Source organism: Marinobacter halophilus (assembly GCF_003007685.1).
Classification (GTDB): Bacteria; Pseudomonadota; Gammaproteobacteria; order Pseudomonadales; family Oleiphilaceae; genus Marinobacter; species Marinobacter halophilus.
In genome coordinates, this window is the sequence record NZ_PXNN01000003.1 from 13,650 (window position 1) to 39,404 (window position 25,755).

The following is a 25,755-nucleotide window of genomic DNA, read 5'->3' on the forward strand; positions in this document are numbered from 1 at the left end:
GGTCTTTACGCTTTTTTCGGCCGTTCCCAGCCGGGAATGTTCCGTTGCTTGCCCCGGGCGACGGCCAGCTCACTGGCCTTCACATCCCGGGTAATCGTCGAGCCGGCGCCGATAGTCACCTCGGCACCAAGCGTCACCGGCGCCACCAGCGAGGTGTTCGAGCCCACAAACACATCGTCACCAATGCTGGTCGTGTGCTTGTTCACCCCATCATAATTGCACGTAATGGTGCCTGCACCCACATTTACATTACGTCCTAATGAAGCATCGCCCACGTAGCTCAGGTGGTTGATCTTACTGCCCTCACCCACGACGGCTTTTTTGGTCTCGACGAAATTGCCCACCTTGGTATTGGCGGCGAGCTCGGTACCCGGGCGCAAGCGGGCAAAGGGTCCGATCTGGGCATTGGCGCCCACCACCGCGCCTTCAATGAGACTGTGTGCCTTGATCTCGGCACCATTGGCAATGGTGGTGTCCTTGATCACACAGCCGGGGCCGATACTGACGTTGCTGCCCAGCGTTACCTTGCCCTCGAACACCACGTTCACGTCGATCCACAGATCGTTGCCAATGCTCAACTCGCCCCGTACATCGATGCGGGCAGGGTCCGCGAGAGTCGCACCTTCGATCATCAGTCGCTCGGCCTGCTGGCGTTGGAACCAGCGTTCAAGCTCGGCCAGTTGCAGGCGGTTGTTGACGCCCTGCACCTCAAAGGGATTCAGCGGCTGGGAAACCGTCACCGTCAGATTATGGCCGACTGCCATGGCAATGATGTCGGTCAGGTAGTATTCGCCCTGGGCATTGCGGTTGGATAAGGTCGGCAGCCAACTCTTCAGATGGCGTGCCGACACCGCCAGAATGCCGGTATTCACTTCGTTGATGGTTTGCTGCTCGGCGCTGGCGTCTTTCTGTTCAACGATCGCCTGCACCTGGCCGTCAGACCCGCGAACAATCCGGCCATAGCCGTGCGGGTTGTCCATGTTCACGGTCAGCAACGCCAGATTGGTGGCATCCAGATCGCTAACCATGGCCTCCAGGGTGTCTTTGCGAGTCAGCGGCACGTCGCCATAGAGCACCAGTACCCGGGCATCGTCCGGCAAATCCGGCAACGCCTGGGCCACGGCATGGCCGGTGCCCAGCTGCTCGCTCTGCATTACCCAGTTGACCGCCGGCTCGTCCAGCGAGGCCCGGACCTGGTCAGCGCCATGGCCGATCACCGTGTGAATTTTCTCCGCACCCAGCTGCTTCGCGGTTTTGATGACATGGTGCAGCATGGGTTTGCCTGCTACCGGGTGCAGGACCTTGGGTAACGCAGACTTCATCCGGGAGCCCTGGCCAGCCGCCAGGATCACAACGTGTAACGGGTTCATGGGGCAATCAGCTCCAATGCGGGGTTGTTCAGCTCAAAATAAAAAACCGCGTCCCGGTGAATTAGCAGCCATTCCAATACTGGAACGGCTGGCCATCCACCTGCGGATGCGGTTTACGATCAGGCCAGTCCGGGCCCTGACACAAACTCTGCTTAACGCAGGTGTTTGCGCAGTTTCTGGATGGTGCGCAGCTGAGCGGCGGCTTCTGCCAGCTCGGCGGCAGCACGCGAGTACTCGAACTCGCCTGTTTTGTTCGCCAGTGCCTTCTCGGCTTGTTTCTGGGCTTCCAGAGCTGCCGCTTCGTCCACATCCTTGGCACGAGTTGCAGTGTCAGCCATCAGAGTAATGAGGTTTGGCTGTACTTCCAGGTAGCCACCTGAAACGTACAGAATCTCCTCACTGCCACCCTGCTTGATGATTCGCACTGAACCGGGTTTGAGCTCGGTCAGCAGCGGAGCGTGGCCAAGCTGGATGCCAAGCTCACCCTCGGTACCGGTGGCGATTAACATCTCCACCAGACCAGAGTAGATTTTTTCCTCGGCACTTACGACGTCACAATGTACGGTCATAGCCATTTCTTACGCCTCTTGGGTCCGAAAGGAAAGAAGGTGAATTACTTGCCTTCTTTCGCTTTCATTGCCTTAGCCTTCTCGATTGCCTCATCGATGCCACCGCACATGTAGAAAGCCTGCTCCGGCATGTCGTCGTAGTCACCGTTCAGAATGCCTTCGAAACTGGCAATGGTCTCTTTCAGAGACACGTACTTACCAGGCGAACCGGTAAACACTTCCGCTACGTGGAACGGCTGAGACAGGAAACGCTCGATCTTACGGGCACGGGCAACGGTCAGTTTGTCGTCTTCTGACAGCTCGTCCATACCGAGGATGGCGATGATGTCCTTCAATTCCTTGTAACGCTGCAGCACGTTCTGCACACCACGGGCCACGTTGTAGTGCTGGTCACCGATGGTCAGTGGATCCAGCTGACGAGATGTGGAGTCGAGCGGGTCGATCGCCGGGTAGATACCCTTGGAAGCGATGTCACGGCTCAGTACCACAGTGGCGTCAAGGTGCGAGAAGGTGGTGGCTGGAGACGGGTCAGTCAAGTCATCCGCCGGTACGTAGACCGCCTGGATAGAGGTGATTGAACCGTTCTTGGTGGAGGTAATACGCTCCTGCAGCTCACCCATCTCCTGTGCCAGAGTCGGCTGGTAACCTACTGCAGACGGCATACGGCCCAGCAGTGCAGATACCTCGGTACCGGCCAGGGTGTAACGATAGATGTTGTCTACGAACAACAGAACGTCACGACCTTCGTCACGGAACTTCTCAGCAATGGTCAAGCCAGTCAGCGCTACGCGCAGACGGTTTCCCGGGGGCTCGTTCATCTGACCGTAAACCATCGCTACTTTATCAAGGACGTTGGAGTCCTTCATTTCATAGTAGAAGTCGTTACCTTCACGGGTACGCTCACCAACACCGGCGAATACGGAGAGACCGGAGTGCTCTTTCGCGATGTTGTTGATAAGTTCCATCATGTTTACGGTTTTGCCAACGCCGGCACCACCGAACAGGCCAACCTTACCACCCTTGGCGAACGGACAGATCAGGTCGATAACCTTGATGCCGGTTTCCAGCAGGTCAGTCGATGCGGCCTGATCAGCATAACCCGGTGCCTTGCGGTGGATAGCCCAGCGCTCTTCTTCACCGATGTCGCCCTGCTCGTCGATGGGACGGCCAAGTACATCCATGATGCGGCCCAAAGTCTTGGTGCCCACGGGTACTGAAATCGGCTTGCCGGTGTTTTCAGCTTTCAGGCCACGCTTGAGGCCTTCGGTACTGCCCATGGCGATGGTACGAACAACGCCGTCGCCCAGCTGCTGCTGAACTTCCAGAGTTGTTTCGCCACCTTCAAGCAGCAGTGCGTCATAAATGCCTGGCACGGAGTCACGTGGGAATTCCACGTCGATAACCGCGCCAATGATCTGAACGATGTGTCCGCTACTCATGCTCGGTTCCTCGTTATCTAGTAGTCAATAAAACCAGTAGGTTTGTGAGCGCAATCAAACCGATGACGCGCCGCTCACAATCTCTGAAATCTCTTGGGTGATGGCTGCCTGACGGGCCTTGTTATAGGCCAGCTGAAGCTCGTCAATGATGCCACCTGCGTTATCTGTCGCGCTCTTCATGGCAATCATCCGGGCAGCCTGTTCACAGGCCAGATTCTCTACCACACCCTGATACACCTGGGATTCGATATAACGTGGCAGTAGCCCGTCAAGAATCGGACGTGAATCCGGCTCATAGAGATAATCCCACTGGTGACCCACATCGTCGTCATCGCCTTCCGGCAGTGGCAGCAGCTGGAGCGCATTCGGGCTCTGAGTCATGGTATTCACAAACTCATTGCTCACCAGGTAAAGGCGATCTATCTTGCCTTGCTCAAAACTGTCGAGCATCACCTTTACGCTACCAATCAGCTCATTTGCAGACGGGTTATCACCCATATGGGTGACGGCCGCTACAACGTTACCACCGTAACTCCGGAAGAAAGACGCGCCTTTTTGACCCATGGCGCAGATGTCGGTCTCAACACCCTTTTCTTTCCAGCCACGCATTTCACGCACGAGCAGCTTGAACACGTTGGTGTTCAGACCACCACACAGACCACGGTCAGAGGAGACTACAATGTAGCCTACCCGCTTGACCGCACGCTCCTGCATGAACGGATGACGGTAATCCTTGTTCGACTTGGCAATGTGTCCGATTGCCTGCCGCATCTTTTCGGCGTAGGGACGGGTAGCCCGCATACGCTCCTGAGCTTTACGCATTTTGCTCGCCGCCACCATTTCCATGGCGGACGTGATCTTCTGCGTGCTCTTGATGCTTCCGATCTGGTTACGTATTTCTTTTCCGACGGCCATATTTCACTGCCTTTTCAAGTTAGACACTCAAAGGGACCAGCAGGCCCGCACGATGGCGGGCCTATTGGATTTACCAGCTCTGAGTGGTCTTGAATTTTTCCAGAGCAGCTTTCAGGCCAGCCGTGATGTCGTCGTTGTAGTTACCTTCGGCACCGATCTTGTCGAGAAGATCTTTCTGCTCGGAACGCATCCAGTCGAGCAGTTGTGCTTCAAACTTAACGACCATGTTTACATCAACATCGTCCAGGAAGCCTTCGTTTGCTGCGAACAGTACGGTACCCATTTCCGCAACGGTCATCGGGCTGTACTGGTTCTGTTTCATCAGCTCGGTTACACGCTGACCGTGCTCCAACTGCTTACGGGTTGCTTCGTCAAGGTCAGAAGCAAACTGTGCGAAGGCCGCCAGTTCCCGGTACTGGGCCAGAGCCAGACGAATGTTACCGCCAAGCTTCTTCATGATCTTGGTCTGGGCTGCACCACCTACCCGCGATACCGAGATACCAGCGTTCATCGCCGGACGAATACCGGAGTTGAACAGGTTGGTTTCCAGGAAGATCTGACCATCAGTGATGGAGATTACGTTGGTCGGTACGAACGCTGAAACGTCACCAGCCTGGGTTTCGATGATTGGCAGAGCGGTCAATGAGCCGGTTTTGCCTTTCACTTCACCCTTGGTGAACTCTTCAACGTAGTCCGCGTTTACCCGGGAAGCACGCTCCAGCAGACGGGAGTGCAGATAGAAAACGTCACCCGGATAAGCTTCGCGTCCTGGCGGACGACGCAGCAGCAGGGAGATCTGACGATAAGCAACAGCCTGCTTGGACAGGTCATCGTATACAATCAAGGCGTTTTCGCCGCGGTCACGGAAAAACTCACCCATGGTGGTACCGGAATACGGCGCCAGGAACTGCATGGCAGCGGGGTCTGCCGCGCCAGCAGCAACAATAATGGTGTGAGCCAGCGCGTCATGCTCTTCCAGTTTGCGCACTACAGCAGCGATGGATGACTGCTTCTGGCCGATGGCCACGTAGATACACTTGATGCCGGTGTTTTTCTGGTTGATGATCGCGTCGATCGCTACCGCAGTCTTACCGATCTGACGGTCACCGATGATCAGCTCACGCTGGCCACGACCGATGGGAACCATGGTATCGATGGCTTTCAGGCCAGTCTGGACCGGCTCATCAACTGATTGGCGAGCGATAACGCCCGGAGCAACCTTCTCGACGGGGGCAGTCAGGGTGTTACCCAGCTCGCCCTTGCCATCGATCGGGTTACCCAGACCGTCTACTACACGACCCAGCAGTTCACGACCAATTGGTACTTCCAGGATACGGCCGGTACAACGAACTTTCTGACCTTCGGCCAGCTCTTCGTAGTCGCCCAGAACAACCGCACCTACAGAATCACGCTCAAGGTTGAGCGCCATGCCGTAAAGGCCGTTGGCAAATTCAATCATCTCACCGTACATAACATCGGCAAGACCGTGAATCAGCACGATGCCGTCAGAAACCGACAGGACCGTACCTTCGTTTTTTGCTTCGGAAGAGATGTCGAGTTTCTCGATTCTCTTCTTGATGATGTCACTGATCTCGGATGGATTCAGTTGCTGCATGCCTATGTCCTCAAACCTTGTGCTGAAATCAGGAGCCCAGAGCCTTGGCCATTTTGGCCAGTTTGCCGCGGACTGAAGCGTCGATAACCAGGTCGCCTGTGCGTACTACCACGCCGCCGATCAGAGACTGATCAACTGCGGTTTCAAGCTCAACCTTGCGCTCCAGCTTTTCGGACAATGCCTTGATCAGTTTCTGCTGTTCATCTGCAGACAGTTCAAACGCCGTATTGACCGTTAATTTAACGGAGCGCTCAAGATCTGCACGATACATACTGAACAGTGTAGAAACTTCCGGCAGCAAGGCCAGACGCTTGCTTTCAGCTAGAATCAACAGGAAATTTCTGAGCGCTTCAGGCAGGGGCTCTTCGAAACAATCGGCGAAGAGTTCCGCCTTGCGCTGCTCAGACAGGCCGGGATTGGCCAGGATGTTCGCTACCTCTTGGTCAGCCGCGACCAAACCGGCAAAAGTCAGTGCTTGATCCCATTGATCAATGGCATTCTGTTCTTTTGCGGCGTCGAATACGGCTTTCGCGTAGGGTCGGGCTAACGTCGTCAGTTGTGCCATGATGACCCTCTTTTAGAGTTCTGCGGCCAGCTTGTCCAGCATCTCGCTGTGAGCTTTGGCATCTACAGAGGTTTCCAGAATCTTCTCGGCACCAGCAATGGCAAGAACTGCCACTTCTTTACGCAGTGCGTCGCGAGCCTGAACACGCTCCTGTTGAATTTCGGCCCTGGCCTGCTCAATGAGCTTGTCGCCTTCTTTGCGAGCGTCGTCTTTTGACGCTTCGACAATCTGGGCGGCCCGCTTATTGGCCTGGTCAATCAGGACTGCAGCTTCCTGTTTTGCCTTATGTAACTCTTTTGAGGCTTTTTCCTGCGCAAGTTCCAGATCGAGGGAAGCCCGATCTGCGGCAGAAAGGCCGTCAGCAATTTTCTTCTGGCGCGCTTCCATGGCTGCCGTAATCGGCGGCCACACAAATTTGACGCAGAACCAGACGAAAATAGCGAAGGCAATCGCTTGCCCTATCAACGTAAGGTTTATATTCACGGCAATATACCTCTTGCTTTTCGTTGCGTCCTGGTTTCCGGAAAACCGGGCGCGGCTTCAACTCAAGTGAGCAGCGCCCAGGTTTTTCGGGATTAATTAACCAGCTACAACGAAGATCAGGTACATCGCGATACCAACGCCGATCATCGGAACAGCGTCCAGCAGACCAGCCATGATGAAGGTTTTGGTTTGCAGCTGCGGAGCCATTTCAGGCTGACGCGCAGAGGATTCAAGCAGTTTGCCGCCCAGCAGAGCAAAGCCAATACCGGTGGCCAGAGCGCCAGAACCCAGGATGATAGCAGCTGCGATGTATACGATTTCCATTTAAAACTCCTTAGCTTTCAGTTTATTAAAGGTTAATTCAGGATTTTTCAATCCAGGTTTTACGAAAACTTCTTGACGGTCCGTTAATGATCTTCGTGAGCCTGGCTCAGGTAAACCACTGACAGGGTTGTGAAAATGAAAGCCTGCAGGGTAATGACCAGAATATGGAAAATCGCCCATGGCACGTTCAGTGTCCACTGTACCCAGAACGGCAGAATTGCGATCAGGATAAACACTACCTCACCGGCATACATGTTGCCAAACAGACGCAGCGCAAGGCTCAGCGGCTTGGTCAACAGGCCAATGATTTCAAGTACCAGGTTGAATGGAATCAGCGCCCAGTGGTTGAACGGTGTAAAGGAAAGCTCTTTACCAAATCCGCCCAAGCCTTTTACTTTGATGCTGTAGAAAATAATCAGCAGAAACACACCAATAGAGATACCAAAGGTACCGTTGGGATCAGTGGTTGGTACTATTTTGAAGTACTCAAGTCCCATCGCGTGGGCGATTTGCGGGATAAAATCGACCGGAATCAGCTTCAGGCTGTTCATCAGGAAGATCCAGACAAACATGGTCAGCGCCAGCGGCGCGATCACCGGGTTTCTACCATGGAAACCGTCACGCACGATGGTCTGAACAAATTCAAAGACCATTTCAACCATGTTCTGCATACCGGACGGCACGCCACTGGTGGCCTTTCTGGCAACCAGGCGGAAGATCGTCAGGAACAGGATACCCATAAAAATGGACCAGCCCAGGGTATCCACGTGAAATGCCATGAACCCCATGTCGGTTGCTTCAGCAGAGGTACGCGCAAACGTCCAGCCCGCCTCCTGCAACACAGTGACATCGCTGGTGTAGGGATCGACCCTCTCATAACCGGCAGGAAGCTTGCCGTAAGTGAGGTTCTGAAGGTGGTGTTGAATATATTCTACTGGGGTATCAGCTGCCATACTGCTCTCACGTCCAGTCTATAGCTGTCTTTTAGGTTGAATCAGGAAGCGTAAAGCGCCGCCAAGAACAACCATTACAGCAAAAGTGAATAACAGAGCCGGTACATGGACTGGCTCCATCAATATGAAAACTGCCGCAAAACCCACTGCGGTGAGGGCAAGCTTGACGCCTTCTGCCCTGAACATGTTGCCCACCATCATAGGCGCCTGACGGGCGCCCTGGTACCGGTACATCCGGTGAGCAAAATACGCGTTTGGTATGACAAAAATAAGACCGCCGATAAACGCGGAATAACCTGCCAAACGGCTTACAAATAACCATAACAGACTGAGGGTGATCACCGCTGCCATCTCGATAACGAGCCACTGCAACAATGGCAAACGCATGATGGCTTTTGTCGAACGAGTCATGTCACCTGCTGTCAGTCCAAGCGCGCGGAATTATATGTGTTAACCGATAGCGGTTCAACATGCCTCGCCCGAAAAATTGTTGGTTTTTTAATCAGTTCAAGAACACTAATGCTAGCATTTGACACAGGTTGTGTTCTGCAACCTCTTCAGCAACCACATATGGTGTTTGCTAAAGCAGGGACGACTTTAGGATGATTTTTAAGGTAACAACGAATGAACTAGCGAATGTGACCCAAAATGCCATCCAGCTCGTCCAGCGAGCTGTATTCAATCACCACCTTGCCTTTGCCACGCTTGCCATGATTGATCGCAACCCGGGCACCCAGGCGTTCCGACAGATCGTCCTGAAGGCTGCGGATATTCGGATCCAGCGCCTGGCTGGCACTGTCTTCAACCTCCGGCTTTTGCTGCTGGATTCGACGCACCAGGGCTTCGGTCTGGCGAACCGACAGGGATTTAGCCACCACCTGGCGCGCCACCTGCATTTGTTGCTCCGGCGGCAGAGTCAGCATGGCGCGGCCATGGCCCATTTCCAGATCACCGTGTTCCAACATGGTGCGAACGTCTTCGCTCAAGCCAATCAGGCGCAACAGGTTAGTGATGGTTGTTCGTGATTTGCCTACGGCTTCAGCCACCTGGGCTTGAGTAAGCCCAAACTCGTCCTGCAGACGTTGCAGCGCAAAGGCTTCTTCAATAGGGTTCAGGTTTTCTCGCTGAATGTTTTCGATCAGCGACATGGCAATGGCGGCTTCATCCGGTACGTTCCGGATGATGGCCGGGATACTGTCGAGTTCCGCAAGCTGGGTGGCCCGCCAGCGGCGTTCGCCAGCGATGAGCTCGTATCGACCTTCCGCAATCGGGCGAACTACAACAGGCTGCATCACGCCCTGCTGACGGATAGAGTCGGCCAGTTCCTGCAGCGCCGTTGGGTCCATGTCCCGGCGCGGCTGATAACGACCGCGCTGGATCAGATCAACAGGGATGTCGCGCATTTCACGGTCGTGGTCTATGGTTTCCTGATTCAGGTGTACCTTGGAGCCCTGTAGCAGAGCTCCCAAACCACGTTCGCCCAAGCCTCGTTTCTTCGCCGCCATGGTGTCTGTCATTCTTCCCGTTGAATTGGTTGCTGCATGGTTGCCTGAGAGCGGGCTATGTTACACCGCAACGGTGGCGGCTGTCTTTTTTGATCCGTGCCGGCGAACCATTTCACCGGCCAGCGCCAGATAGGCTATGGCGCCTTTAGACGCGCGATCGTAAGCCAGTGCCGGCATGCCATAACTGGGGGCTTCGGCCAGGCGCACGTTACGGGGTATCACGGCACGATAGACTTTGTCACCGAAGAACTCACTGAGTTGGCTGGAGACATCCAGGGTCAGGCTATTACGCGGGTCATACATGGTGCGCAGGATACCTTCGACTTCCAGGTTCGGATTCACCGTTTCCTGAATCTGCTCAACGGTATTCATCAACGCGGCCAACCCTTCCAAAGCGTAATACTCACACTGCATCGGAATCAGCACGGAATCGGCTGCAGATAATGCGTTGACGGTGAGCAGGTTCAGCGACGGCGGGCAATCAATCAGTATGTAATCGTAGTTTTCACGAACCGTGTTCAGGGTCAGACGCAGGCGGTGTTCGCGGCCAATTTCGTTCATCAGCTCGACCTCAGCGGCGGTCAGATCACCGTTGGCGGGCAAAATATCAAAACCGGACGCCTCGGCCCACACGATCACCTCGGCCGGAGTGGCCCGCTTGGTCAGCACGTCGTAACCAGACAGCTGCAAACTGTTTTTATCCACACCACTGCCCATGGTGGCGTTGCCCTGAGGGTCCAGGTCGACCAATAGCACCCGGCGCTTGGTGGCCGCGAGTGAGGCTGCAAGATTGACGCAGGTGGTGGTTTTGCCCACACCGCCTTTCTGATTGGTCACTGCAATCACGCGCGCCATGCCTTGCCTCCTGCTGTTGCGGGTTACCTGGATTGTTCGCCCCGGGTGACGACAAGCACGTGTCGTTCGCCTTCTGCACCGGGAACCTTCAGAGAATGGCTGGATTCTACCTGCCAGCCAGCCGGAAGGGCAGCTACTTCATCATCCGGAAACTGGCCTTTCATGGCAAGGAACTCACCGTCGCTGGCCAGCAATCGTCCACACCAGCTCACGAGATTATCCAGTGCGGTAAAGGCCCGGCTACTGATCTGGCTGAACGGGTGCTCCGGCCGGCAGTCCTCGGCCCGGCCGTGAATCACCTCGACGTTCCTGAGACCAAGCTCCAGCACGCACTGATTCAGGAATCGGGTTTTCTTGCCGTTGCTGTCGAGCAGGGTAAAGCGCTTGTCCGGACACACGATCGCCAGCGGGATACCGGGCAGGCCACCGCCGGCACCGACGTCGAGCAAATGCTCGGTGCGGATCCACGGCAGGATGCTCAGGCTGTCCAGCAACTGGCGCGACACCATCACCTGCTCGTCGCGCACCGCGGTCAGGTTGTAGGCCTTGTTCCATTTGTTGAGCAAAGTCAGAAAGGCCAGCAACTGTTGTTGCTGGCCTTCACTCAGGGAAAGCTTCATCTCGGCCAGCCCTTCGCGGAGCTGGCCTTGCCACTGTGGATAAGTCATATCAGGCGCTTTGCTTACGGAGCAGGTCCCGCTTTTTCAGGTGGACCAGAATCTGGCTGATGGCTGCTGGCGTGACACCCTGAATACGGGAAGCCTGGGCCACGGTTTCCGGGCGCACCGCTTGCAGCTTCTGTTTGATCTCGTTGGACAGGCCACCGATTACTTCGTAATTCAGATCTACCGGCAGGCAGGTGTTCTCGTTCCTGCGCAGGCGCTCGATTTCGTCCGCCTGGCGTGAGATATAACCCTCGTACTTGATCTCTATTTCCACCTGCTCGGCGACGTTCGGGTCTTTCGCCTGGTTGGCACCGATCTCAGCGATGTGCTGGTAGCCAATTTCCGGGCGGCGCAACAGCTCAGCCAAAGACTGGTCGCGGGTCATCGGTTGTTTGAGGTAACCGTTGGCGCGTTCACCTGCGTCGGAGTTCGGATGAATGCGGGTGCCCTCCAGACGGCTGCGCTCATGGGTGATGGCGTCGCTCTTATCACTGAACTTCTGCCAGCGCTCGTCGTCCACCAGTCCCAGCTCGCGGCCAATCTCGGTCAGGCGCAGATCGGCATTGTCTTCGCGCAGAATCAGCCGGTATTCGGCACGGCTGGTGAACATGCGGTACGGCTCGCTGGTGCCCATGGTAATCAGGTCATCGACCAGCACACCCAGATAGGCTTCGTCCCGACGCGGGTACCATTCGTTTTTATCCTGCGCTCGCAGCGACGCGTTGATCCCCGCCAGCAAGCCCTGGGCACCGGCTTCTTCATAACCGGTGGTGCCGTTAATCTGGCCGGCAAAGTACAGGCCCTGGATAAACTTGGTTTCCAGAGTGTGGCGCAGGTCCTGCGGGTTCAGGTAATCGTATTCGATGGCGTAACCAGGGCGCAGGATATGAGCGTTCTCGAATCCGGGAATCGACTGCACCGCCTTGAGCTGGATATCAAACGGCAGGCTGGTGGAAATGCCGTTCGGATACAACTCGTGCGTGGTCAGGCCTTCTGGCTCGACAAAGATCTGATGGGAATCCTTGTCCGCAAAGCGATGGACCTTGTCCTCGATGGACGGGCAGTAGCGCGGGCCTACGCCTTCAATATTGCCGGCAAACATCGGCGAACGGTCGAAGCCGCTGCGGATGATGTCGTGGGTTTCTTCCGTAGTGCGGGTAACGTAGCAACAGATCTGCTCGGGATGCTCATCCCGGCTGCCGATAAACGACATCACCGGGGTTGGGTCATCGCCCCACTGCTTCTGCATCACGGAAAAGTCGACAGTGCGAGCATCGATGCGTGGCGGGGTGCCGGTTTTCAACCGGCCCACATTGAACGGTAACTCCCGCAGGCGTTTGGCCAAGGCGTTGGCTGGCGCGTCACCGGCACGGCCGCCGGCGTGGCTTTGCATACCAATGTGGATAACGCCGCCCAGAAAGGTACCGGTGGTCAGCACCACGGTCTTGGCGTTAAAACGGATACCGGTCTCGGTGACCACGCCTACCACCTGATCGTTTTCCACAATCAGGTCGTCTGCCGCCTGCTGGAACAGGGTCAGATTGGGCTGGTTTTCCAGGCTATAGCGTATGGCGGCCTTGTACAAAATGCGGTCAGCCTGGGCACGGGTGGCGCGCACGGCCGGGCCTTTGCGGCTGTTCAACACCCGGAACTGAATGCCGGCTTTGTCAGTCGCACGGGCCATGGCCCCACCCAGGGCGTCGATTTCTTTCACCAGATGGCTTTTACCGATGCCGCCGATGGCCGGGTTACAGGACATCTGGCCCAGGGTTTCAATGTTGTGGGTCAGCAGCAGGGTTTGCGAACCCATGCGTGCGGCCGCCAGGGCGGCTTCGGTGCCGGCATGACCACCACCAATGACAATGACATCGAAACGGGTCGGAAACTCCACACTTCACCTCGGAAATCGGGCTGAAAAAAAGGGTATAAAAACAGGGCGGCGAGTATAACGCCTCGCCCGGCAAATTACAGTCGGAATGTGCAAATTTTAACCAGAGTTCGCTGCTACGGAAAGGCCGGATCGAAGTCATCCGGCAAAAGCAGTGCTGAAACAGACCGTTTTGGTTAATTGAAAACCGAAACTTTTTTCTTTTCAGTTGGTTGTGACGTTCTGTTAATAAAAGTTTTCAAGAAAGTTATCCACATTTTAGACCACTTTTTATAACCTGATAATAAGACATAACATATTGTTTTATCTATTTAAAATAAAACTAACTCACCGCTTATCCGAAGGTTTTCCCACTAATTATCCACAGATTTTTCGGTGCAATTACGCAATCCCAGAACACTCAGCCATACCAGCACGTTCACCACCGATAACATCAGGAAAAAAACCGGTATACCCAGCTCCAGAACACCCAGTACGACAATGCCCACCAAAGCACTGCAGACCATGAACAAGGAATTGATGACGTTCAGGGCAGCTATGATCCGGGCACGCTTATGGTCCGGTGTTTGGTGCTGAATGAACGCGTACAGAGGCACGATGAACAAACCACCACTGAGGCCGATGCCTACCAGATCCAGTAGCACCCGGATATACACAGGATCGGTGAGCAGGGTCAGCCAGGTCGACGGGCTGGGATCAGCCGGTACCGCAAAGAACAGATCGATGCCCAGCAGGGTCAGGCCCAACGCGCCCCAGGGGACAGGCGACAGGGTAATCTGATGTTTGGTTAACCGTTCACACAGCATGGAGCCGATGGCAATGCCGACAATGAACATCGCCAGCAGCAGCGTCACCACGGTTTCGTCACCGGCCAGCGAGGTCTTGGCAAAGTTAGGGAATTGCGTCAGATAGGCCGCGCCCAGAAACCAGAACCAGGAAATGGCCAGGATGGCCCAGAGTACCTGGCGCCGCTCGGCCGCCACCGCCATCAGCCGCCAGGTTTCCAGTAACGGCCGGAATTGCACTTTCACTTCGGGGGTATCATCCCGGGTATCGGGAACCTGCCGGGCGGCAAGGTAGCCCACTATGGCCATCACCACCACACCGAGTGCAGTTATCCGTGCCGCCTGCTCTGCCCCCATGATCAGGCCTGCGGCAATGGTGCCCAGTAAAATCGCCACAAAAGTACCCATGCTGACGAGGCCGTTGCCCCCCACCAGTTCATCATCGGCCAGCACCCTTGGCAGGATGGAATACTTCACCGGGCCGAAAAAGGTCGACTGAACCCCCATCAGGAACAGCAACACCAGCAAAAACTCATACCAGGCGAACCAGAGGCCCAGCGCGGCCAACAGCATGATACCGATCTCTGCCGCTTTGACGTTGCGGATAATTCGAGCCTTCTCATAGCGGTCGGCCATCTGGCCGGCAATGCCGGAGAACAGAAAGAACGGCAGGATGAACAGGAACGCGGCGATGTTCACCACCACATTCACCGACAGCCCCATCAGGCCACCGGCCTGGAAGGTGATCAACAGCAGCAGCGCATTCTTGTAGAGGTTGTCGTTAAACGCGCCGGAAAACTGGGTCAGGTAGAACGGTAAAAACCGGCGCTGGCCGAGCAACCTGAATTGGCTTCCCTGTGCCATCAGAAATCGTCGGCTTTCTTGGCTGGGCTGCTTGCCAGGCCCGAGCCGCCGGCAGTGCCGGCAGCAAGCCGGTCCAGCTCTTTTTCCACGGCGTTAGAAGATTTGGCAAACCGCGCCAACAAGTTGTACAACACCGGAATGATGAACAGGGTCAGGGTGGTGGCGAAAATCAGCCCCCCCAGAATCACCATGCCTATCGCTGCCCGGCTCTCAGCGCCGGCGCCAGTGGCCACCACCAGCGGTACAGCACCAAACACGGTGGAGATAGTGGTCATCAGAACCGGCCGGAAACGCAGCGTGGCACCTTCAAGAATCGCCTCCCGAACCTCATAGCCCTTGTCCCGAAGCTGATTGGCAAACTCCACGATCAGGATGCCGTTTTTCGCCATCAAGCCCAATAACATGATGATGCCAATCTGACTGTAGATGTTCAGGCTGATACCAGACCACGCCAAGGCAATCAGAGCTCCGGTGACCGCCAGGGGTACCGACAGCATGATGATCAGCGGGTGAATCCAGCTTTCGAACTGCGCTGCCAACACCAGAAATACAATCACGAACGCCAGGCCAAAAGTGAGGTAGATGGCCGCCGAGGAATCCTGGAATTCCCGAGACAAGCCCTTATAGCTCACCCTGGCCTCTGGCGGCAGGTTATCCACAGCCAGATTATTCAGATACGTCAGGGCCGATCCCAAGTCGTAGCCATCAGCCAGCGACGCACTGACCACCACGGCCGGCAGCCGGTCGACTCGTCTGAGATCCGGGTTGGCACCGATTTCCTTTACCGACACCAACGCTTTGATCGGAATCAACTCACCGCCCTGTCGCGGGCGCAGGAAAATCTGCTCAAGATCCCCCGGCGTGGCCCGGTCGGCATCGTTAGCCTGGATAATAACGTCGTATTCCCGGCCGCGATCAACATAGGTGGTGACGTTGCGGGAGGCCAACATGGTTTGCAGGGTCAAGCCGACATCCTGAACCGTGATGTCGAGATCGGCGGCCCGGTCCCGATCGATGTTGAGCCGCAACTCTGGTCGGGTCAGCTCAAAATCCGTGTCAACATTGATCAGATTCGGATTGTCTTTCGCCCGTTCAACAATTTCTTCACTCCAGGCCTGCACCGACTCGTAGTCCGGGCCTGCCACGACAAACTCCACCGGCTGATTAAAACCACGCTGTCCCAACCCTGGCGGGTTGATCGCGTTAATTCTGACACCGGAAATATCGGCTAGTTTTTCCCGTATTTCGCTGGTGATTTGCTGCTGCTTGACGCTGCGTTCATCCCAGTGCCTCATTCCCATGATCATAAAGGCATTGTCTTCCTCGTCCCGAAAACCAACGATCGACAGAAAACGTTCGGCGACACCCTGTTCGAGATAAGGCAGGAGTTCGGCTTCAGCTTGTCGTACAAAGTGGTCGGTGTACTCGACCGTCGATCCCCGGGGCGCGCTGGTCGGCATGATAATCACACCCCGGTCTTCGATCGGTGCCAGTTCCTGCGGCAGGCGGGGGAAAATGACTATGGCGATGATCAACCCAACTACACCCAGCCCCAGCAACAGGCCGGGCTGATTCAGGGAAAATACCAGCAGTTTTTTATAGCCGTTGGTCAGGCCATTCAGCACTTTCTCACTGAATGCCCACAGTCGGTGGCCTTCTTCGTTTTCCGGGCTGTGTTTGAGCCATTTCGAACACAACATCGGCACCAGTGTAAGCGCCACCAGACTGGAGAAAATCACCGCAGCGGCCAGGGTAAAGCCGAACTCGGCGAAAAGTCGACCAACGTTACCGCCCATGAAAGAAATGGGTATGAACACAGCAACCAGCGTCAGGGTCGTTGCTATAACCGCAAAAGCCACCTGTTTGGCCCCGCGATAGGCTGCCAGCAGAGGCGGCTCGCCTTCATCAATGCGTCGCTGGATGTTTTCCAGCATAACGATGGCGTCGTCCACCACCAGGCCGATGGCAAGAATGATCGCCAACAGCGTCAGCACGTTGATGGAAAAACCCAGAAATCCCAGACCAATGAAAGCACCAATAACGGCCACCGGTATGGTCACCGCAGGGATTAGCGTGGCCCGCCAGGATCGCAGGAACAGGAAAATCACCAGGATGACCAGCGACACAGCAATGGCCAGGGTAATCAGCACTTCCTTGATCGAGGCACGGATAAAAATGGATTCGTCGTAGCTTTCCGCAAGCGATACTTCCGGCGGCAAGGTTTCACGAATCTGGTCCAGCTCCGCGCGCACCGCATCGGATACCGCTACGGTGTTGGCTTTGGATTGCCGGATGATACCCATGCCGATCGCGGTCTTGCCGTTGGCCCGCAGCCGGCTGACATCCGATTCCACCCCCATCTGGACGTTGGCGACTGCACCCAGGCGCAGCAGGTCATTGCCGTCCCGGCGCACCACCAGATTCCGGAATTCCTCAACACTGGATAAACGACCTTCAGCTCTGACCGTGAAATTGCGCGTGGACGAATCCACCTGACCGGCCGGCAATTCGACGTTGTTGGCCCGGAGTGCACCCTCCACCTCAGCCACGGTGACATTCCGGGCGGCCAGACGTTCGCGGTCGAGCCACACCCGGATGGCGTAGCGGCGTTCACCACCAATCCGGACATCGGCGACTCCGTCCAGCACGGACAGCCGGTCCGACAGCACCCGATCAGCAAAATCACTGAGTTCTGCGCTGTCCCAGACATCGCTGAGCAGCGTCACCCACATCATTGGCCGGGCGTCCGAATCCGCCTTGCGAACCCTGGGTGCGTCAGCTTCATCCGGCAGCTGGTTTGCCACCCGGGCGACCGCATCGCGAACGTCATTGGCGGCAACGTCGATGTCCCGGGAAGTATTGAATTCGATTGAGGTGCGGGATTCGCCCTGCTCGGTCGATGACTCAATGGAGCGAATACCTTCGATGCCGCTGATGGCACCTTCGATGATCTGGGTAATCTGGGTGTCCACCACCTCCGCGGCGGCGCCGGTGTAATCGGTCGACACCGAAACCACAGGCGGGTCAATGTCCGGGTATTCACGAACCGGCAGGCCAAGTAGCGCGGTAATACCAAACACCACGATCAACAGGCTGAGGACCGTGGCAAACACCGGACGCTTGATGGAAATATCGGAGAGAATCATGAATCAGGACTCCCGGCTGGTGATAAACCGGTTCTCGGGTATCGCCAGATCGGAGTCCAGTAATCGTACGCGATCGCCACTGCTCAGACGATCCTGGCCAGTGACGACCACCTGATCGTCAACTGCCAGGCCATCCACGATCTCAACCATGCCAGGCATGCGCGAACCGGTCTGCACAGACACCCGGCGGGCGATGCCATCGTCAGCCACAAACACGTATTTCTGATCACCCCGGATCATCACGGCCTGTTCGGGAATGACCAGGCCTTCACGTTCCTGCAGGGTCAGCGATGCTGACATGAACTGGCCAGGTCGTAACCGGCCGTCAGCGTTATCAATCAGCGCCCGTACCGACAGAGTCCGGCTCAGCTCATTGATCCGGCTGGCCAGCTCAATCAACTCGCCTTCAAAGGTTTCACCCGGAAACGCCGGCGACGTAGCACGCACTGCCTGACCCAGGCGCACCTGACCGATAAAGCGCTCAGGTACGGCAAAACTCAGTTCCATCTGGTTGCTGGTATCGAGTGTGGTGATGCTGGTGCCTGCCTGCAAATAAGCACCGATGCTGACATCTGACAGCCCGACCACACCCGCGAATGGCGCTTCAATCCGATGATTTTCCAGGCGAACCTGGGCAGCCTGACGCTGCGCCATAGAAACATCCACCGAAGTTCTGAGTTCATCGACCTGCGACTGAGACACACTGTTGTTCGCCCGCAGGCGTTGAGCCCTCTCAAACTGTCGCCGGGCATCTGACAATTGGGCTTCGATAACAGCAAGATCGGCACGGGCCTGGCGATCATCCAGGCGTAACAACACGGCGCCTTGCGCAATACCAGCACCAGGTTCAAGGTTGATCTCAACCACACGGCCGCTGACTTCGGTAGTCAGCTCAACGGCGTTGAGTGCCCGCAAGTTGGCAACTGCACCAATGTCATCCCGAACCACCCGCTGTTCCGGGGCCATGACGTTGACTGCGCTCGCCTGGGCCTGTCCGCCACCCTGCTCCTGAGCCCCTTGCTCCAGACCGGTATAGATAAAGGCACCCGCTGTCACGGCAACGATCAGGACGATTGCGATCAACCACTGTTTCCACATGGACTTCGATAACCTATTCGCTGTTTGTTTTACGAGTCGTGCCCGTGTTTCTGGATGACCAGTACCACTTCGCCAACCTCAATACCCCATTTACTCATGGTGGTCTGATTGATCAGCGTGTCTGGTGTAATCAGGTACATCCAGTCATCCATACGCACGTCGATGGTGCCATCGCCGTATGACACCCGCAGGACGTAATTCATATGAATAGCATTGCCTTGCCACTGCATGGTGCCAGGCTTGACCACATCACCGGCTTCGGCGTGATAGCCATCAGCCGATGGCATCAGCGTCCAGACCCGGGTCTGGACCTCGCCATCGTTAAACCGGAACACTTCATCCAGAGTACCCACACCGTCGTCGTCCCAGCTGGCGACAATATCGGCATCAAAGCTTCGGATCACCTTGCCAGAGAAATTCTTGACCACACCACGAGCCGAAAGTTCGCCCTGAAAAAATTCCTTTGGAATCAGCTCCGGCCCCGCATCGCGATAATCGTCCAACGATGGCCCGGCACATCCGGCTACCAGCAACGTCATTAACAATATAAGACTGCTGCGCCCGACACCACGGAACTGGCGTGGAATACCTCTGTTTTGCATGACCTTTACACTCCGCTTGGTAACCCGTGTGATGACATCGTAACCAGATGATTTACGGGCCAAGCCGACAACCCGATCAGAAATACCCTGAATACGTCATTTCAGCCAATTGTCTATTCTGACATACCCCTAGGTGCTTTACGTCAATGGCAGCCACCGATGAATACCGTACAACTGCAGGCATTGAGGCTTTCGAGCCCTACCAAATCAGTTAACCGTAGATGAGGACTGGCCATGCCTGTGTATAAAGCGCCGTTGCGCGACATGAAGTTCTTGATCAATGAAGTATTCGACTACCCGGGCCATTACCAGACCCTGGCCTGCGGCGAAAATGCCACGCCGGATATCGTGGAGGCCATCCTCAACGAATGTGGCCGGTTCAGTGAGGAAGTCCTGAGTCCGCTCTATCAGAGTGGCGACCAAGAAGGTTGCCGGCTAGAAAATAGCGAAGTGACCACGCCAAAAGGTTTCAAAGATGCCTATGACCAGTATGTGATGGGTGGCTGGCAAGGCCTGTCAGCACCGGAAGAATACGGTGGTCAGGGCCTGCCTGCCTCCATGGGGCTGTTCAAGCAGGAAATGATGGGCACCGCCAACTGGTCGTTCTCCATGTATCCGGGGCTCTCCATCGGCGCCATGAACACCATTGTTCTGCACGGCACCGAGGATCAGAAACAAACCTACCTGGTGCCACTGACCGAAGGCCGCTGGGGCGGCACTATGTGCCTGACCGAGCCCCAGTGTGGCACGGATCTGGGCCAGGTAAAGACCAAAGCCGATCCCCAGGCCGATGGCAGCTACGCCCTGACTGGCACCAAGATTTTCATCTCCTCCGGTGACCACGACCTGACCGAAAATATCGTCCACATCGTGCTGGCACGCCTGCCCGATGCTCCCAAAGGTACCAAAGGTATCAGCCTGTTCATCGTGCCCAAGTTTCTGCCAGGTGCCGACGGCGGCGTTGGCGAGCGCAATGCGGTGAACTGCGGTGCTCTGGAAAAGAAAATGGGCATCAAGGCCTCTGCCACCTGCGTGATGAACTTCGATGGTGCCACCGGTTACCTGATCGGCCCTGAAAATGAAGGGCTGGAATGCATGTTCACCTTCATGAACACCGCTCGCATCGGCACTGCCATTCAGGGTGTGGGCCCGGCCGAACTGTCGTATCAGTGGGCGCTGGCCTACGCCAAGGAGCGCCGTTCGATGCGCGCCCTATCCGGCAAGAAAGAACCGGGCCAGGTGGCCGACAGTCTGATTCACCACGCTGACGTGCGCCGGATGCTGCTGACCCAGAAAGCCATCGCCGAAGGTGGTCGGGCGATGCTCTATTACGCCTGCAAACTGGCCGATCACATGGTGGAAGGCTACAACGAGGGAGATAGCGAAAAAATAGAAAAATACGACGATAAACTCGGCTTCCTGACGCCTATCCTCAAAGGCTTTCTGACCGAGCTGGGTAACGAAGCCGCCAATCTGGGTGTGCAGGTGTTTGGTGGTCACGGCTATATCCGTGAACATGGTATGGAACAAATTGTCCGGGATACCCGAATCGCCACGCTCTACGAGGGCACCACCGGCATCCAGGCACTGGATCTGCTTGGCCGCAAGGTGCTGCTGATGACCCAGGGCGGCGCGGTTCGGGAATTCACCTTCACGATCGCCAACTTCGCCCGCAAACACCTGACCAGTAAATCCCTACGGTCGTTGGCCATCGAACTGCTCAAACTCTCTGCTCAGTGGAACCTGCTCACCGTGCGCATCATGCTCGCCGCGCGCAAAGACCGGGACGTGGTCAGCGCCGCGGCCCATGACTTCCTGATGTACAGCGGTTATGTGACGATGGCGTACATGTGGCTGCGCCAGGCGGCAGTCGCCCAGGACAATCTGAAGAACGGCGGGGATGAATCGACTGCTTTCTACCAGACCAAACTGGCCACCGCCGAGTTCTACTACGAGCGTTTGCTGCCCCGTGCGCAAAGCCACGCCACCAGTATGCTCAGCCCGACCCGGAATCTGATGCAAATAACCCCAGACGATATGGCCTTTACCGGGTAAGCCCCGGTAATTTCAAAGGAGATACTCGGTCATCTACTTACCAATGCAGAAACTGCTGAAAATCTTGCCCAACAGCTCATCTGGGGTCAGATGGCCGGTTATCTCTCCCAAGGCGTCCTGAGCTGCGCGTAGATCCTCAGCCAGCAGTTCGCCTGCGCCGTAGCCTTCCAACTGAGACTGACCTTGAACAAGGGAGTCTCGGGCACGTTCCAGGGCATTCAGGTGACGTCGACGGGCCAAAAAGCCACCTTCGGTAGTGCTGGCAAAACCGATGCATTCCTTCAGGTGATCACGCAGCACCTCCAGACCTTTCGCCTCTTTTGCAGCCAGACGAATAACCGGTGCAGTCTGTTGTGTCTCAGTACTGATACCAACCGGCTCTGCCGACAGATCCACCTTGTTGCGGATGACGGTTACCGGCGCATTGGTGGGCAAGCGATCAATAAAATCTGGCCAGATTTCGTGGGGCTCGGTTTTAACCGTAGTGGTTGCATCCACCATAAGCAGGATCCGATCGGCTTGGCGAATTTCTTCCCAGGCCCGGGCGATCCCTATCCGTTCCACTTCATCCGGGCTGTCCCGCAGCCCGGCGGTATCAATGATGTGCAGAGGCATGCCATCAATGTGAATATGTTCCCTCAGCACGTCCCGGGTGGTGCCTTCAATCGCGGTGACAATGGCAGCTTCCCGGCCTGCCAGAGCGTTGAGCAAGCTGGATTTTCCGGCGTTCGGTCTGCCGGCAATCACCACTTTCATGCCATCCCTGAGAATGGTGCCTTGCTGGGCTTCGGAAAGAATCTGTTCTACCTGCTGCAACAGAATTTGCAGGTCCGTTGCCACTTTGCCATCGGCGAGGAAGTCGATTTCTTCTTCCGGGAAGTCGATCGCCGCTTCCACATAGATTCGCAAATGAGTAACCGAGCCCACCAGCTCATCAATCCGTCGGGAAAAAACACCCTGCATAGATCTTACCGCACAGCGGGCGGCTTGCTCGGAGCTGCTTTCAATGAGATCGGCGATGGCCTCCGCCTGCGCCAGATCGAGTTTGTCATTCAGAAATGCCCGCTCGGAAAACTCCCCGGGCCGAGCCAGACGCGCGCCCAGAGTGCACACGGCACGCAACAGCATGTCCAGGATTACGGTACCGCCATGGCCCTGCAACTCAAACACATCTTCACCCGTGAACGAATGCGGGTTCGGGAAATACAGGCCGATGCCTTCATCGATCAGCTCGCCGTTGGCATCCTTGAAGGGGCCATAGTGAGCGAAACGGGGTTTGGGCTGATAGCCGAGCACTTTAACGGCGATATCAGCAGCTTTGGGTCCGGACACCCGGACAATACCCACACCAGCCTGACCTGGCGCGGTGGCAATGGCGGCGATAGTGTCTGATGTTGGCTGCATGGTGTTTTACCCTGAATAGAAATGACAAAGGCTCCGCAAGGGAGCCTTTGTCAGGTCAGAACTACTGATACGTCAGTATTTCTTGCCTGCAGTTTCTGCTTCGATCTTGCGGGTAATGTACCACTGCTGCGAGATCGAGAGTATGTTGTTTACCAGCCAGTATAGTACCAGACCAGACGGGAACCACAGGAAGAAGATGGTGAATACCGGCGGCATCAACTTCATGATCTTAGCCTGCATGGGGTCTGGTGGAGTCGGATTCAGGCTCATCTGAATGAACATACTGATGCCCATCAAAATTGGCAGCACGAAGTAAGGATCCATCTGGGATAAATCCTGAATCCAGAGAGCAAACGGTGCATGCCGTAGTTGGACGCTTTCAAATAACACCCAGTAAAGGGAAATAAACACCGGCATCTGTACCAGAATCGGTAAACAACCGCCCAGCGGATTAATTTTCTCTCGCTTGTACAGAGCCATCATTTCCTGAGACATGCGCTGGCGGTCATCACCATGAAGCTCTTTCAGACGAGCCAGGTGTGGTGCAACAGCTCGCATTCTCGCCATGGAGCGATAACTGGTGGCAGAAAGATGGAAGAACACTGCTTTTACCGTGATGGTCAGAAGGATAATAGCAACACCCCAGTTGCCGACTAGCCCGTAGAACCATTCCAGTATGTAAAACAGCGGCAACGAGATGAAGAACAGCCAGCCAAAATCAACAGTACGATCAAGGTTTGGCGCCAGGGATTCGAGGCGATCAATAATCTTTGGGCCGACATAGGCAGTCGCTCCTACTTCCACAGACTGGCCGGGAGCCACCGATGTTGCTGGATAGACAAAGCCCATTACGTGCAACTGATCCCGGCGGGTAGACTGGTACTGAGCCGTTTGCTCAGGGTCAGGAACCCAGGCGGTAAGGAAATAGTGTTGCAGGAAAGCCATCCAGCCATTGGTCACAGACTGATTTATTCGCTGCTCGCTAAGGTCGCCAAAGTCATACTTTTCATAAGGATCTTCTGGCGTGCTGACAACCATGCCCAGATACGCTTTGATACCCATGGAAGTTTGAGAGGTAGGGTCGGGAGCTTCATCTCGTACGATCTTGCCGGTAAAGTTACCCTGCCAGTCGGTATCAGACTGGTTGTTGATCAGATAACGAATATCAAGCTTGTAACTATCACGGCTCAGACGATAGCGTTTGGTGATATCGACGCCCTGATCTGTGGTCAAATTCAGATCAACGATTAGTTCATCCTGGCCATCAGTCAACACATATTGCGATGCTTCTGCTTGGTATACCGGGGCCTGGCCGGCACTGCGGCTATCCGGTCCGTTACGGCCAATCAGACCGCTTTCCAGAAGATAGGTGCGGTTTTGAGTGTTGTTAAGAAGCTTCAGCGGCTGAGCACTGTCCAGGGTGTCGTCGTACTGGAGCAGTGAGCTTTCAATAACATTGCCACCAACACGATCTATCTTCAGCTCAAAGACATCGGTTTTGACGGTTATGAACTGGTTATCGATGCTTTGCTGTCTGTCTGTAGACGCGGATCGGAGCTCACCGGTTTCCGGCGCTATAAATTCGTCGTCAGTTCTGGTTGTACTGGTTGTGCTTTCAGGCAAAACCATGTCGTCGACGGTGCCGTTTGTGCCAGAGGTTTCAACTTGCGAAACCTGAGCAGTCTGCGGTTGGTGATAGTCCTCATTCCAGGCAAGAACCATCAGATAACTGACGATAGCCAGGCCGGCAAACAAAACGATGCGTTGAATATCCATAAACGTTAGTGTCTGGTTTGAGTGTTGGTAGGAGCGTGTTGGGTCTCTGTACCCGGTACCGGATCATAGCCGCCTTCGGCCCAGGGATGACATCTTAGCAAGCGGCGGGTGGCAAGATATGAACCTTTCGCGGCTCCATGATGCTGAATGGCTTCAACAGCGTATTGGGAGCACGTTGGGAAGTGACGGCAATGGCTGGCCATCATCGGACTGATGGCGTACTGGTAGAACCGGATAGGCAGTAACAGAAACTGTTGCATTAACTCGTACCTTTTGAATTCACAGCTGTCTGATCAGCTGAGGATTGATGGTACTTCTTTCTGACACGACGCCAAAGATCGTTGAGCGACGATTCTACTGAGGCGTTATCCAGTTGAGCCAATCCCTGCCTGCCGAGAACGATGATGTCCAGGCCTGGCAGATTCTTCTGAACTCTGAAAGTTTCCCTGACTTGACGTTTTATCCGATTGCGCTGAACGGCCAGTCTGAGATTCTTTTTGGAAAAAATAAGTCCGACCCTGGCATGACCAAGATTGTTCGGTGCTGCCAGGATCAGAAAATTCCGATGCGGAACTTTCAGCTGCACATCATCGAAGACTTTGCTGTAGTCCGAAGGGCGCAACAGTCTGTGAGACTTCGGAAACGTTAAAGCCTTCATGAGGCAATCATCAGGTTACGCAGACAGACGTGCGCGGCCTTTGGCACGACGACGGGAAATAACCTTACGGCCGTTCGCAGTAGCCATACGGGCACGGAAGCCGTGAACACGCTTGCGCTTCAGGACGCTTGGTTGAAATGTTCTTTTCATGGTGAAGGTCTCACAAATTGTCTATGGACATTGATAACTGGCTGGAAAATAGACAGCTAAAACAGGAGGCG

General features: G+C 55.5%; 24 protein-coding genes. 1 reads left to right on the forward strand and 23 read right to left on the reverse strand.

Features of this window, described 5'->3' with window-relative positions; translation table 11 throughout:
* Positions 1-5: 5 nt before the first annotated feature.
* The 18 genes from glmU to C7H08_RS00210 all read right to left on the reverse strand — a co-directional run bounded on the left by glmU (position 6) and on the right by C7H08_RS00210 (position 19,578).
* Positions 6-1,370: a bifunctional UDP-N-acetylglucosamine diphosphorylase/glucosamine-1-phosphate N-acetyltransferase GlmU gene (glmU, locus tag C7H08_RS00125; protein ID WP_106669747.1), complete on the reverse strand. Its 1,365-nt coding sequence runs from the start codon at positions 1,368-1,370 to the stop codon at positions 6-8.
* A 152-nt stretch (positions 1,371-1,522) separates the two neighbouring features.
* Positions 1,523-1,945: a F0F1 ATP synthase subunit epsilon gene (locus C7H08_RS00130; protein WP_106669748.1), complete on the reverse strand. Its 423-nt coding sequence runs from the start codon at positions 1,943-1,945 to the stop codon at positions 1,523-1,525.
* A 38-nt stretch (positions 1,946-1,983) separates the two neighbouring features.
* The gene (gene atpD, locus C7H08_RS00135) at positions 1,984-3,378 is read right to left on the reverse strand and encodes a F0F1 ATP synthase subunit beta (RefSeq protein ID WP_106669749.1); all 1,395 of its coding nucleotides are present in this window, start codon (positions 3,376-3,378) and stop codon (positions 1,984-1,986) included.
* 54 nt (positions 3,379-3,432) lie between these two features.
* Entirely contained in the window at positions 3,433-4,293 is an 861-nt protein-coding gene (gene atpG / locus C7H08_RS00140; RefSeq protein ID WP_106669750.1) for a F0F1 ATP synthase subunit gamma, read from the reverse strand.
* 70 nt (positions 4,294-4,363) lie between these two features.
* On the reverse strand, positions 4,364-5,908 hold the full coding sequence (gene atpA, locus C7H08_RS00145) for a F0F1 ATP synthase subunit alpha (protein WP_106669751.1): 1,545 nt from the start codon (positions 5,906-5,908) through the stop codon (positions 4,364-4,366).
* A 28-nt stretch (positions 5,909-5,936) separates the two neighbouring features.
* Positions 5,937-6,473 carry a F0F1 ATP synthase subunit delta gene (locus C7H08_RS00150; RefSeq protein ID WP_106669752.1) on the reverse strand — a complete coding sequence of 179 codons (537 nt, stop codon included), beginning with the start codon at positions 6,471-6,473 and terminating at the stop codon, positions 5,937-5,939.
* Between the two features lie 12 nt (positions 6,474-6,485).
* Positions 6,486-6,956: a F0F1 ATP synthase subunit B gene (locus C7H08_RS00155; protein ID WP_106669753.1), complete on the reverse strand. Its 471-nt coding sequence runs from the start codon at positions 6,954-6,956 to the stop codon at positions 6,486-6,488.
* Positions 6,957-7,052: 96 nt separating this feature from the next.
* The gene (atpE, locus tag C7H08_RS00160) at positions 7,053-7,280 is read right to left on the reverse strand and encodes a F0F1 ATP synthase subunit C (protein WP_044388688.1); all 228 of its coding nucleotides are present in this window, start codon (positions 7,278-7,280) and stop codon (positions 7,053-7,055) included.
* Positions 7,281-7,363: 83 nt separating this feature from the next.
* Positions 7,364-8,233, reverse strand: coding sequence for a F0F1 ATP synthase subunit A (gene atpB, locus C7H08_RS00165; protein WP_106669754.1), 870 nt, complete (start codon positions 8,231-8,233; stop codon positions 7,364-7,366).
* Positions 8,234-8,251: 18 nt separating this feature from the next.
* Entirely contained in the window at positions 8,252-8,644 is a 393-nt protein-coding gene (locus C7H08_RS00170) for an ATP synthase subunit I (RefSeq protein WP_106669755.1), read from the reverse strand.
* Positions 8,645-8,862: 218 nt separating this feature from the next.
* Positions 8,863-9,738, reverse strand: coding sequence for a ParB/RepB/Spo0J family partition protein (locus C7H08_RS00175; protein ID WP_106670211.1), 876 nt, complete (start codon positions 9,736-9,738; stop codon positions 8,863-8,865).
* Between the two features lie 60 nt (positions 9,739-9,798).
* Positions 9,799-10,593: a ParA family protein gene (locus C7H08_RS00180; RefSeq protein WP_106669756.1), complete on the reverse strand. Its 795-nt coding sequence runs from the start codon at positions 10,591-10,593 to the stop codon at positions 9,799-9,801.
* A gap of 23 nt (positions 10,594-10,616) precedes the next feature.
* A complete protein-coding gene (gene rsmG / locus C7H08_RS00185) occupies positions 10,617-11,261 on the reverse strand; it encodes a 16S rRNA (guanine(527)-N(7))-methyltransferase RsmG (RefSeq protein WP_106669757.1) in 645 nt (214 codons plus the stop codon).
* A gap of 1 nt (position 11,262) precedes the next feature.
* Complete coding sequence (gene mnmG / locus C7H08_RS00190) at positions 11,263-13,149, reverse strand: tRNA uridine-5-carboxymethylaminomethyl(34) synthesis enzyme MnmG (RefSeq protein WP_106669758.1); 1,887 nt, start codon at positions 13,147-13,149, stop codon at positions 11,263-11,265.
* 350 nt (positions 13,150-13,499) lie between these two features.
* Positions 13,500-14,795, reverse strand: coding sequence for an MFS transporter (locus C7H08_RS00195; RefSeq protein WP_106669759.1), 1,296 nt, complete (start codon positions 14,793-14,795; stop codon positions 13,500-13,502).
* The gene (locus tag C7H08_RS00200; protein WP_106669760.1) at positions 14,795-17,941 is read right to left on the reverse strand and encodes an efflux RND transporter permease subunit; all 3,147 of its coding nucleotides are present in this window, start codon (positions 17,939-17,941) and stop codon (positions 14,795-14,797) included. The genes C7H08_RS00195 and C7H08_RS00200 overlap by 1 nt, the downstream gene beginning before the upstream one ends.
* Positions 17,942-17,944: 3 nt before the next feature.
* Positions 17,945-19,039 (reverse strand): efflux RND transporter periplasmic adaptor subunit, encoded by a 1,095-nt coding sequence (locus C7H08_RS00205; RefSeq protein ID WP_106669761.1) that lies wholly within the window; start codon positions 19,037-19,039, stop codon positions 17,945-17,947.
* Positions 19,040-19,068: 29 nt separating this feature from the next.
* On the reverse strand, positions 19,069-19,578 hold the full coding sequence (locus C7H08_RS00210; protein ID WP_373284906.1) for a DUF3833 domain-containing protein: 510 nt from the start codon (positions 19,576-19,578) through the stop codon (positions 19,069-19,071).
* A 297-nt stretch (positions 19,579-19,875) separates the two neighbouring features.
* Here C7H08_RS00210 and C7H08_RS00215 point away from each other — a divergent pair, with 297 nt between their 5' ends.
* Entirely contained in the window at positions 19,876-21,696 is a 1,821-nt protein-coding gene (locus C7H08_RS00215; protein ID WP_106669763.1) for an acyl-CoA dehydrogenase C-terminal domain-containing protein, read from the forward strand.
* Positions 21,697-21,729: 33 nt separating this feature from the next.
* On the opposite strand, the gene mnmE is transcribed toward C7H08_RS00215, so the two are convergent.
* The 5 genes from mnmE to rpmH form a co-directional block, all read right to left on the reverse strand.
* Complete coding sequence (gene mnmE / locus C7H08_RS00220) at positions 21,730-23,100, reverse strand: tRNA uridine-5-carboxymethylaminomethyl(34) synthesis GTPase MnmE (protein ID WP_106669764.1); 1,371 nt, start codon at positions 23,098-23,100, stop codon at positions 21,730-21,732.
* A gap of 72 nt (positions 23,101-23,172) precedes the next feature.
* The gene (gene yidC, locus C7H08_RS00225; protein WP_106669765.1) at positions 23,173-24,876 is read right to left on the reverse strand and encodes a membrane protein insertase YidC; all 1,704 of its coding nucleotides are present in this window, start codon (positions 24,874-24,876) and stop codon (positions 23,173-23,175) included.
* 5 nt (positions 24,877-24,881) lie between these two features.
* Positions 24,882-25,136, reverse strand: a complete 255-nt coding sequence (gene yidD, locus C7H08_RS00230; protein WP_106669766.1) for a membrane protein insertion efficiency factor YidD — start codon at positions 25,134-25,136, stop codon at positions 24,882-24,884.
* Entirely contained in the window at positions 25,136-25,534 is a 399-nt protein-coding gene (rnpA, locus tag C7H08_RS00235) for a ribonuclease P protein component (RefSeq protein WP_106669767.1), read from the reverse strand. Before rnpA ends, yidD begins: the two co-directional genes overlap by 1 nt.
* A 15-nt stretch (positions 25,535-25,549) precedes the next feature.
* Positions 25,550-25,684, reverse strand: coding sequence for a 50S ribosomal protein L34 (rpmH, locus tag C7H08_RS00240; protein ID WP_008172542.1), 135 nt, complete (start codon positions 25,682-25,684; stop codon positions 25,550-25,552).
* Positions 25,685-25,755: the final 71 nt, after the last annotated feature.

Excerpts from the sequence above, each read along its gene's own strand:
- glmU (WP_106669747.1), bottom strand. The coding sequence starts at position 1,370 with ATGAACCCGTTACACGTTGTGATCCTGGCGGCTGGCCAGGGCTCCCGG.
- C7H08_RS00130 (WP_106669748.1), bottom strand. The coding sequence starts at position 1,945 with ATGGCTATGACCGTACATTGTGACGTCGTAAGTGCCGAGGAAAAAATC.
- atpD (WP_106669749.1), bottom strand. The coding sequence starts at position 3,378 with ATGAGTAGCGGACACATCGTTCAGATCATTGGCGCGGTTATCGACGTG.
- atpG (WP_106669750.1), bottom strand. The coding sequence starts at position 4,293 with ATGGCCGTCGGAAAAGAAATACGTAACCAGATCGGAAGCATCAAGAGC.
- atpA (WP_106669751.1), bottom strand. The coding sequence starts at position 5,908 with ATGCAGCAACTGAATCCATCCGAGATCAGTGACATCATCAAGAAGAGA.
- C7H08_RS00150 (WP_106669752.1), bottom strand. The coding sequence starts at position 6,473 with ATGGCACAACTGACGACGTTAGCCCGACCCTACGCGAAAGCCGTATTC.
- atpE (WP_044388688.1), bottom strand. The coding sequence starts at position 7,280 with ATGGAAATCGTATACATCGCAGCTGCTATCATCCTGGGTTCTGGCGCT.
- atpB (WP_106669754.1), bottom strand. The coding sequence starts at position 8,233 with ATGGCAGCTGATACCCCAGTAGAATATATTCAACACCACCTTCAGAAC.
- C7H08_RS00170 (WP_106669755.1), bottom strand. The coding sequence starts at position 8,644 with ATGACTCGTTCGACAAAAGCCATCATGCGTTTGCCATTGTTGCAGTGG.
- C7H08_RS00175 (WP_106670211.1), bottom strand. The coding sequence starts at position 9,738 with ATGGCGGCGAAGAAACGAGGCTTGGGCGAACGTGGTTTGGGAGCTCTG.
- C7H08_RS00180 (WP_106669756.1), bottom strand. The coding sequence starts at position 10,593 with ATGGCGCGCGTGATTGCAGTGACCAATCAGAAAGGCGGTGTGGGCAAA.
- rsmG (WP_106669757.1), bottom strand. The coding sequence starts at position 11,261 with ATGACTTATCCACAGTGGCAAGGCCAGCTCCGCGAAGGGCTGGCCGAG.
- C7H08_RS00195 (WP_106669759.1), bottom strand. The coding sequence starts at position 14,795 with ATGGCACAGGGAAGCCAATTCAGGTTGCTCGGCCAGCGCCGGTTTTTA.
- C7H08_RS00200 (WP_106669760.1), bottom strand. The coding sequence starts at position 17,941 with ATGATTCTCTCCGATATTTCCATCAAGCGTCCGGTGTTTGCCACGGTC.
- C7H08_RS00205 (WP_106669761.1), bottom strand. The coding sequence starts at position 19,039 with ATGTGGAAACAGTGGTTGATCGCAATCGTCCTGATCGTTGCCGTGACA.
- C7H08_RS00210 (WP_373284906.1), bottom strand. The coding sequence starts at position 19,578 with ATGACGTTGCTGGTAGCCGGATGTGCCGGGCCATCGTTGGACGATTAT.
- C7H08_RS00215 (WP_106669763.1), top strand. The coding sequence starts at position 19,876 with ATGCCTGTGTATAAAGCGCCGTTGCGCGACATGAAGTTCTTGATCAAT.
- mnmE (WP_106669764.1), bottom strand. The coding sequence starts at position 23,100 with ATGCAGCCAACATCAGACACTATCGCCGCCATTGCCACCGCGCCAGGT.
- yidC (WP_106669765.1), bottom strand. The coding sequence starts at position 24,876 with ATGGATATTCAACGCATCGTTTTGTTTGCCGGCCTGGCTATCGTCAGT.
- yidD (WP_106669766.1), bottom strand. The coding sequence starts at position 25,136 with ATGCAACAGTTTCTGTTACTGCCTATCCGGTTCTACCAGTACGCCATC.
- rnpA (WP_106669767.1), bottom strand. The coding sequence starts at position 25,534 with ATGAAGGCTTTAACGTTTCCGAAGTCTCACAGACTGTTGCGCCCTTCG.
- rpmH (WP_008172542.1), bottom strand. The coding sequence starts at position 25,684 with ATGAAAAGAACATTTCAACCAAGCGTCCTGAAGCGCAAGCGTGTTCAC.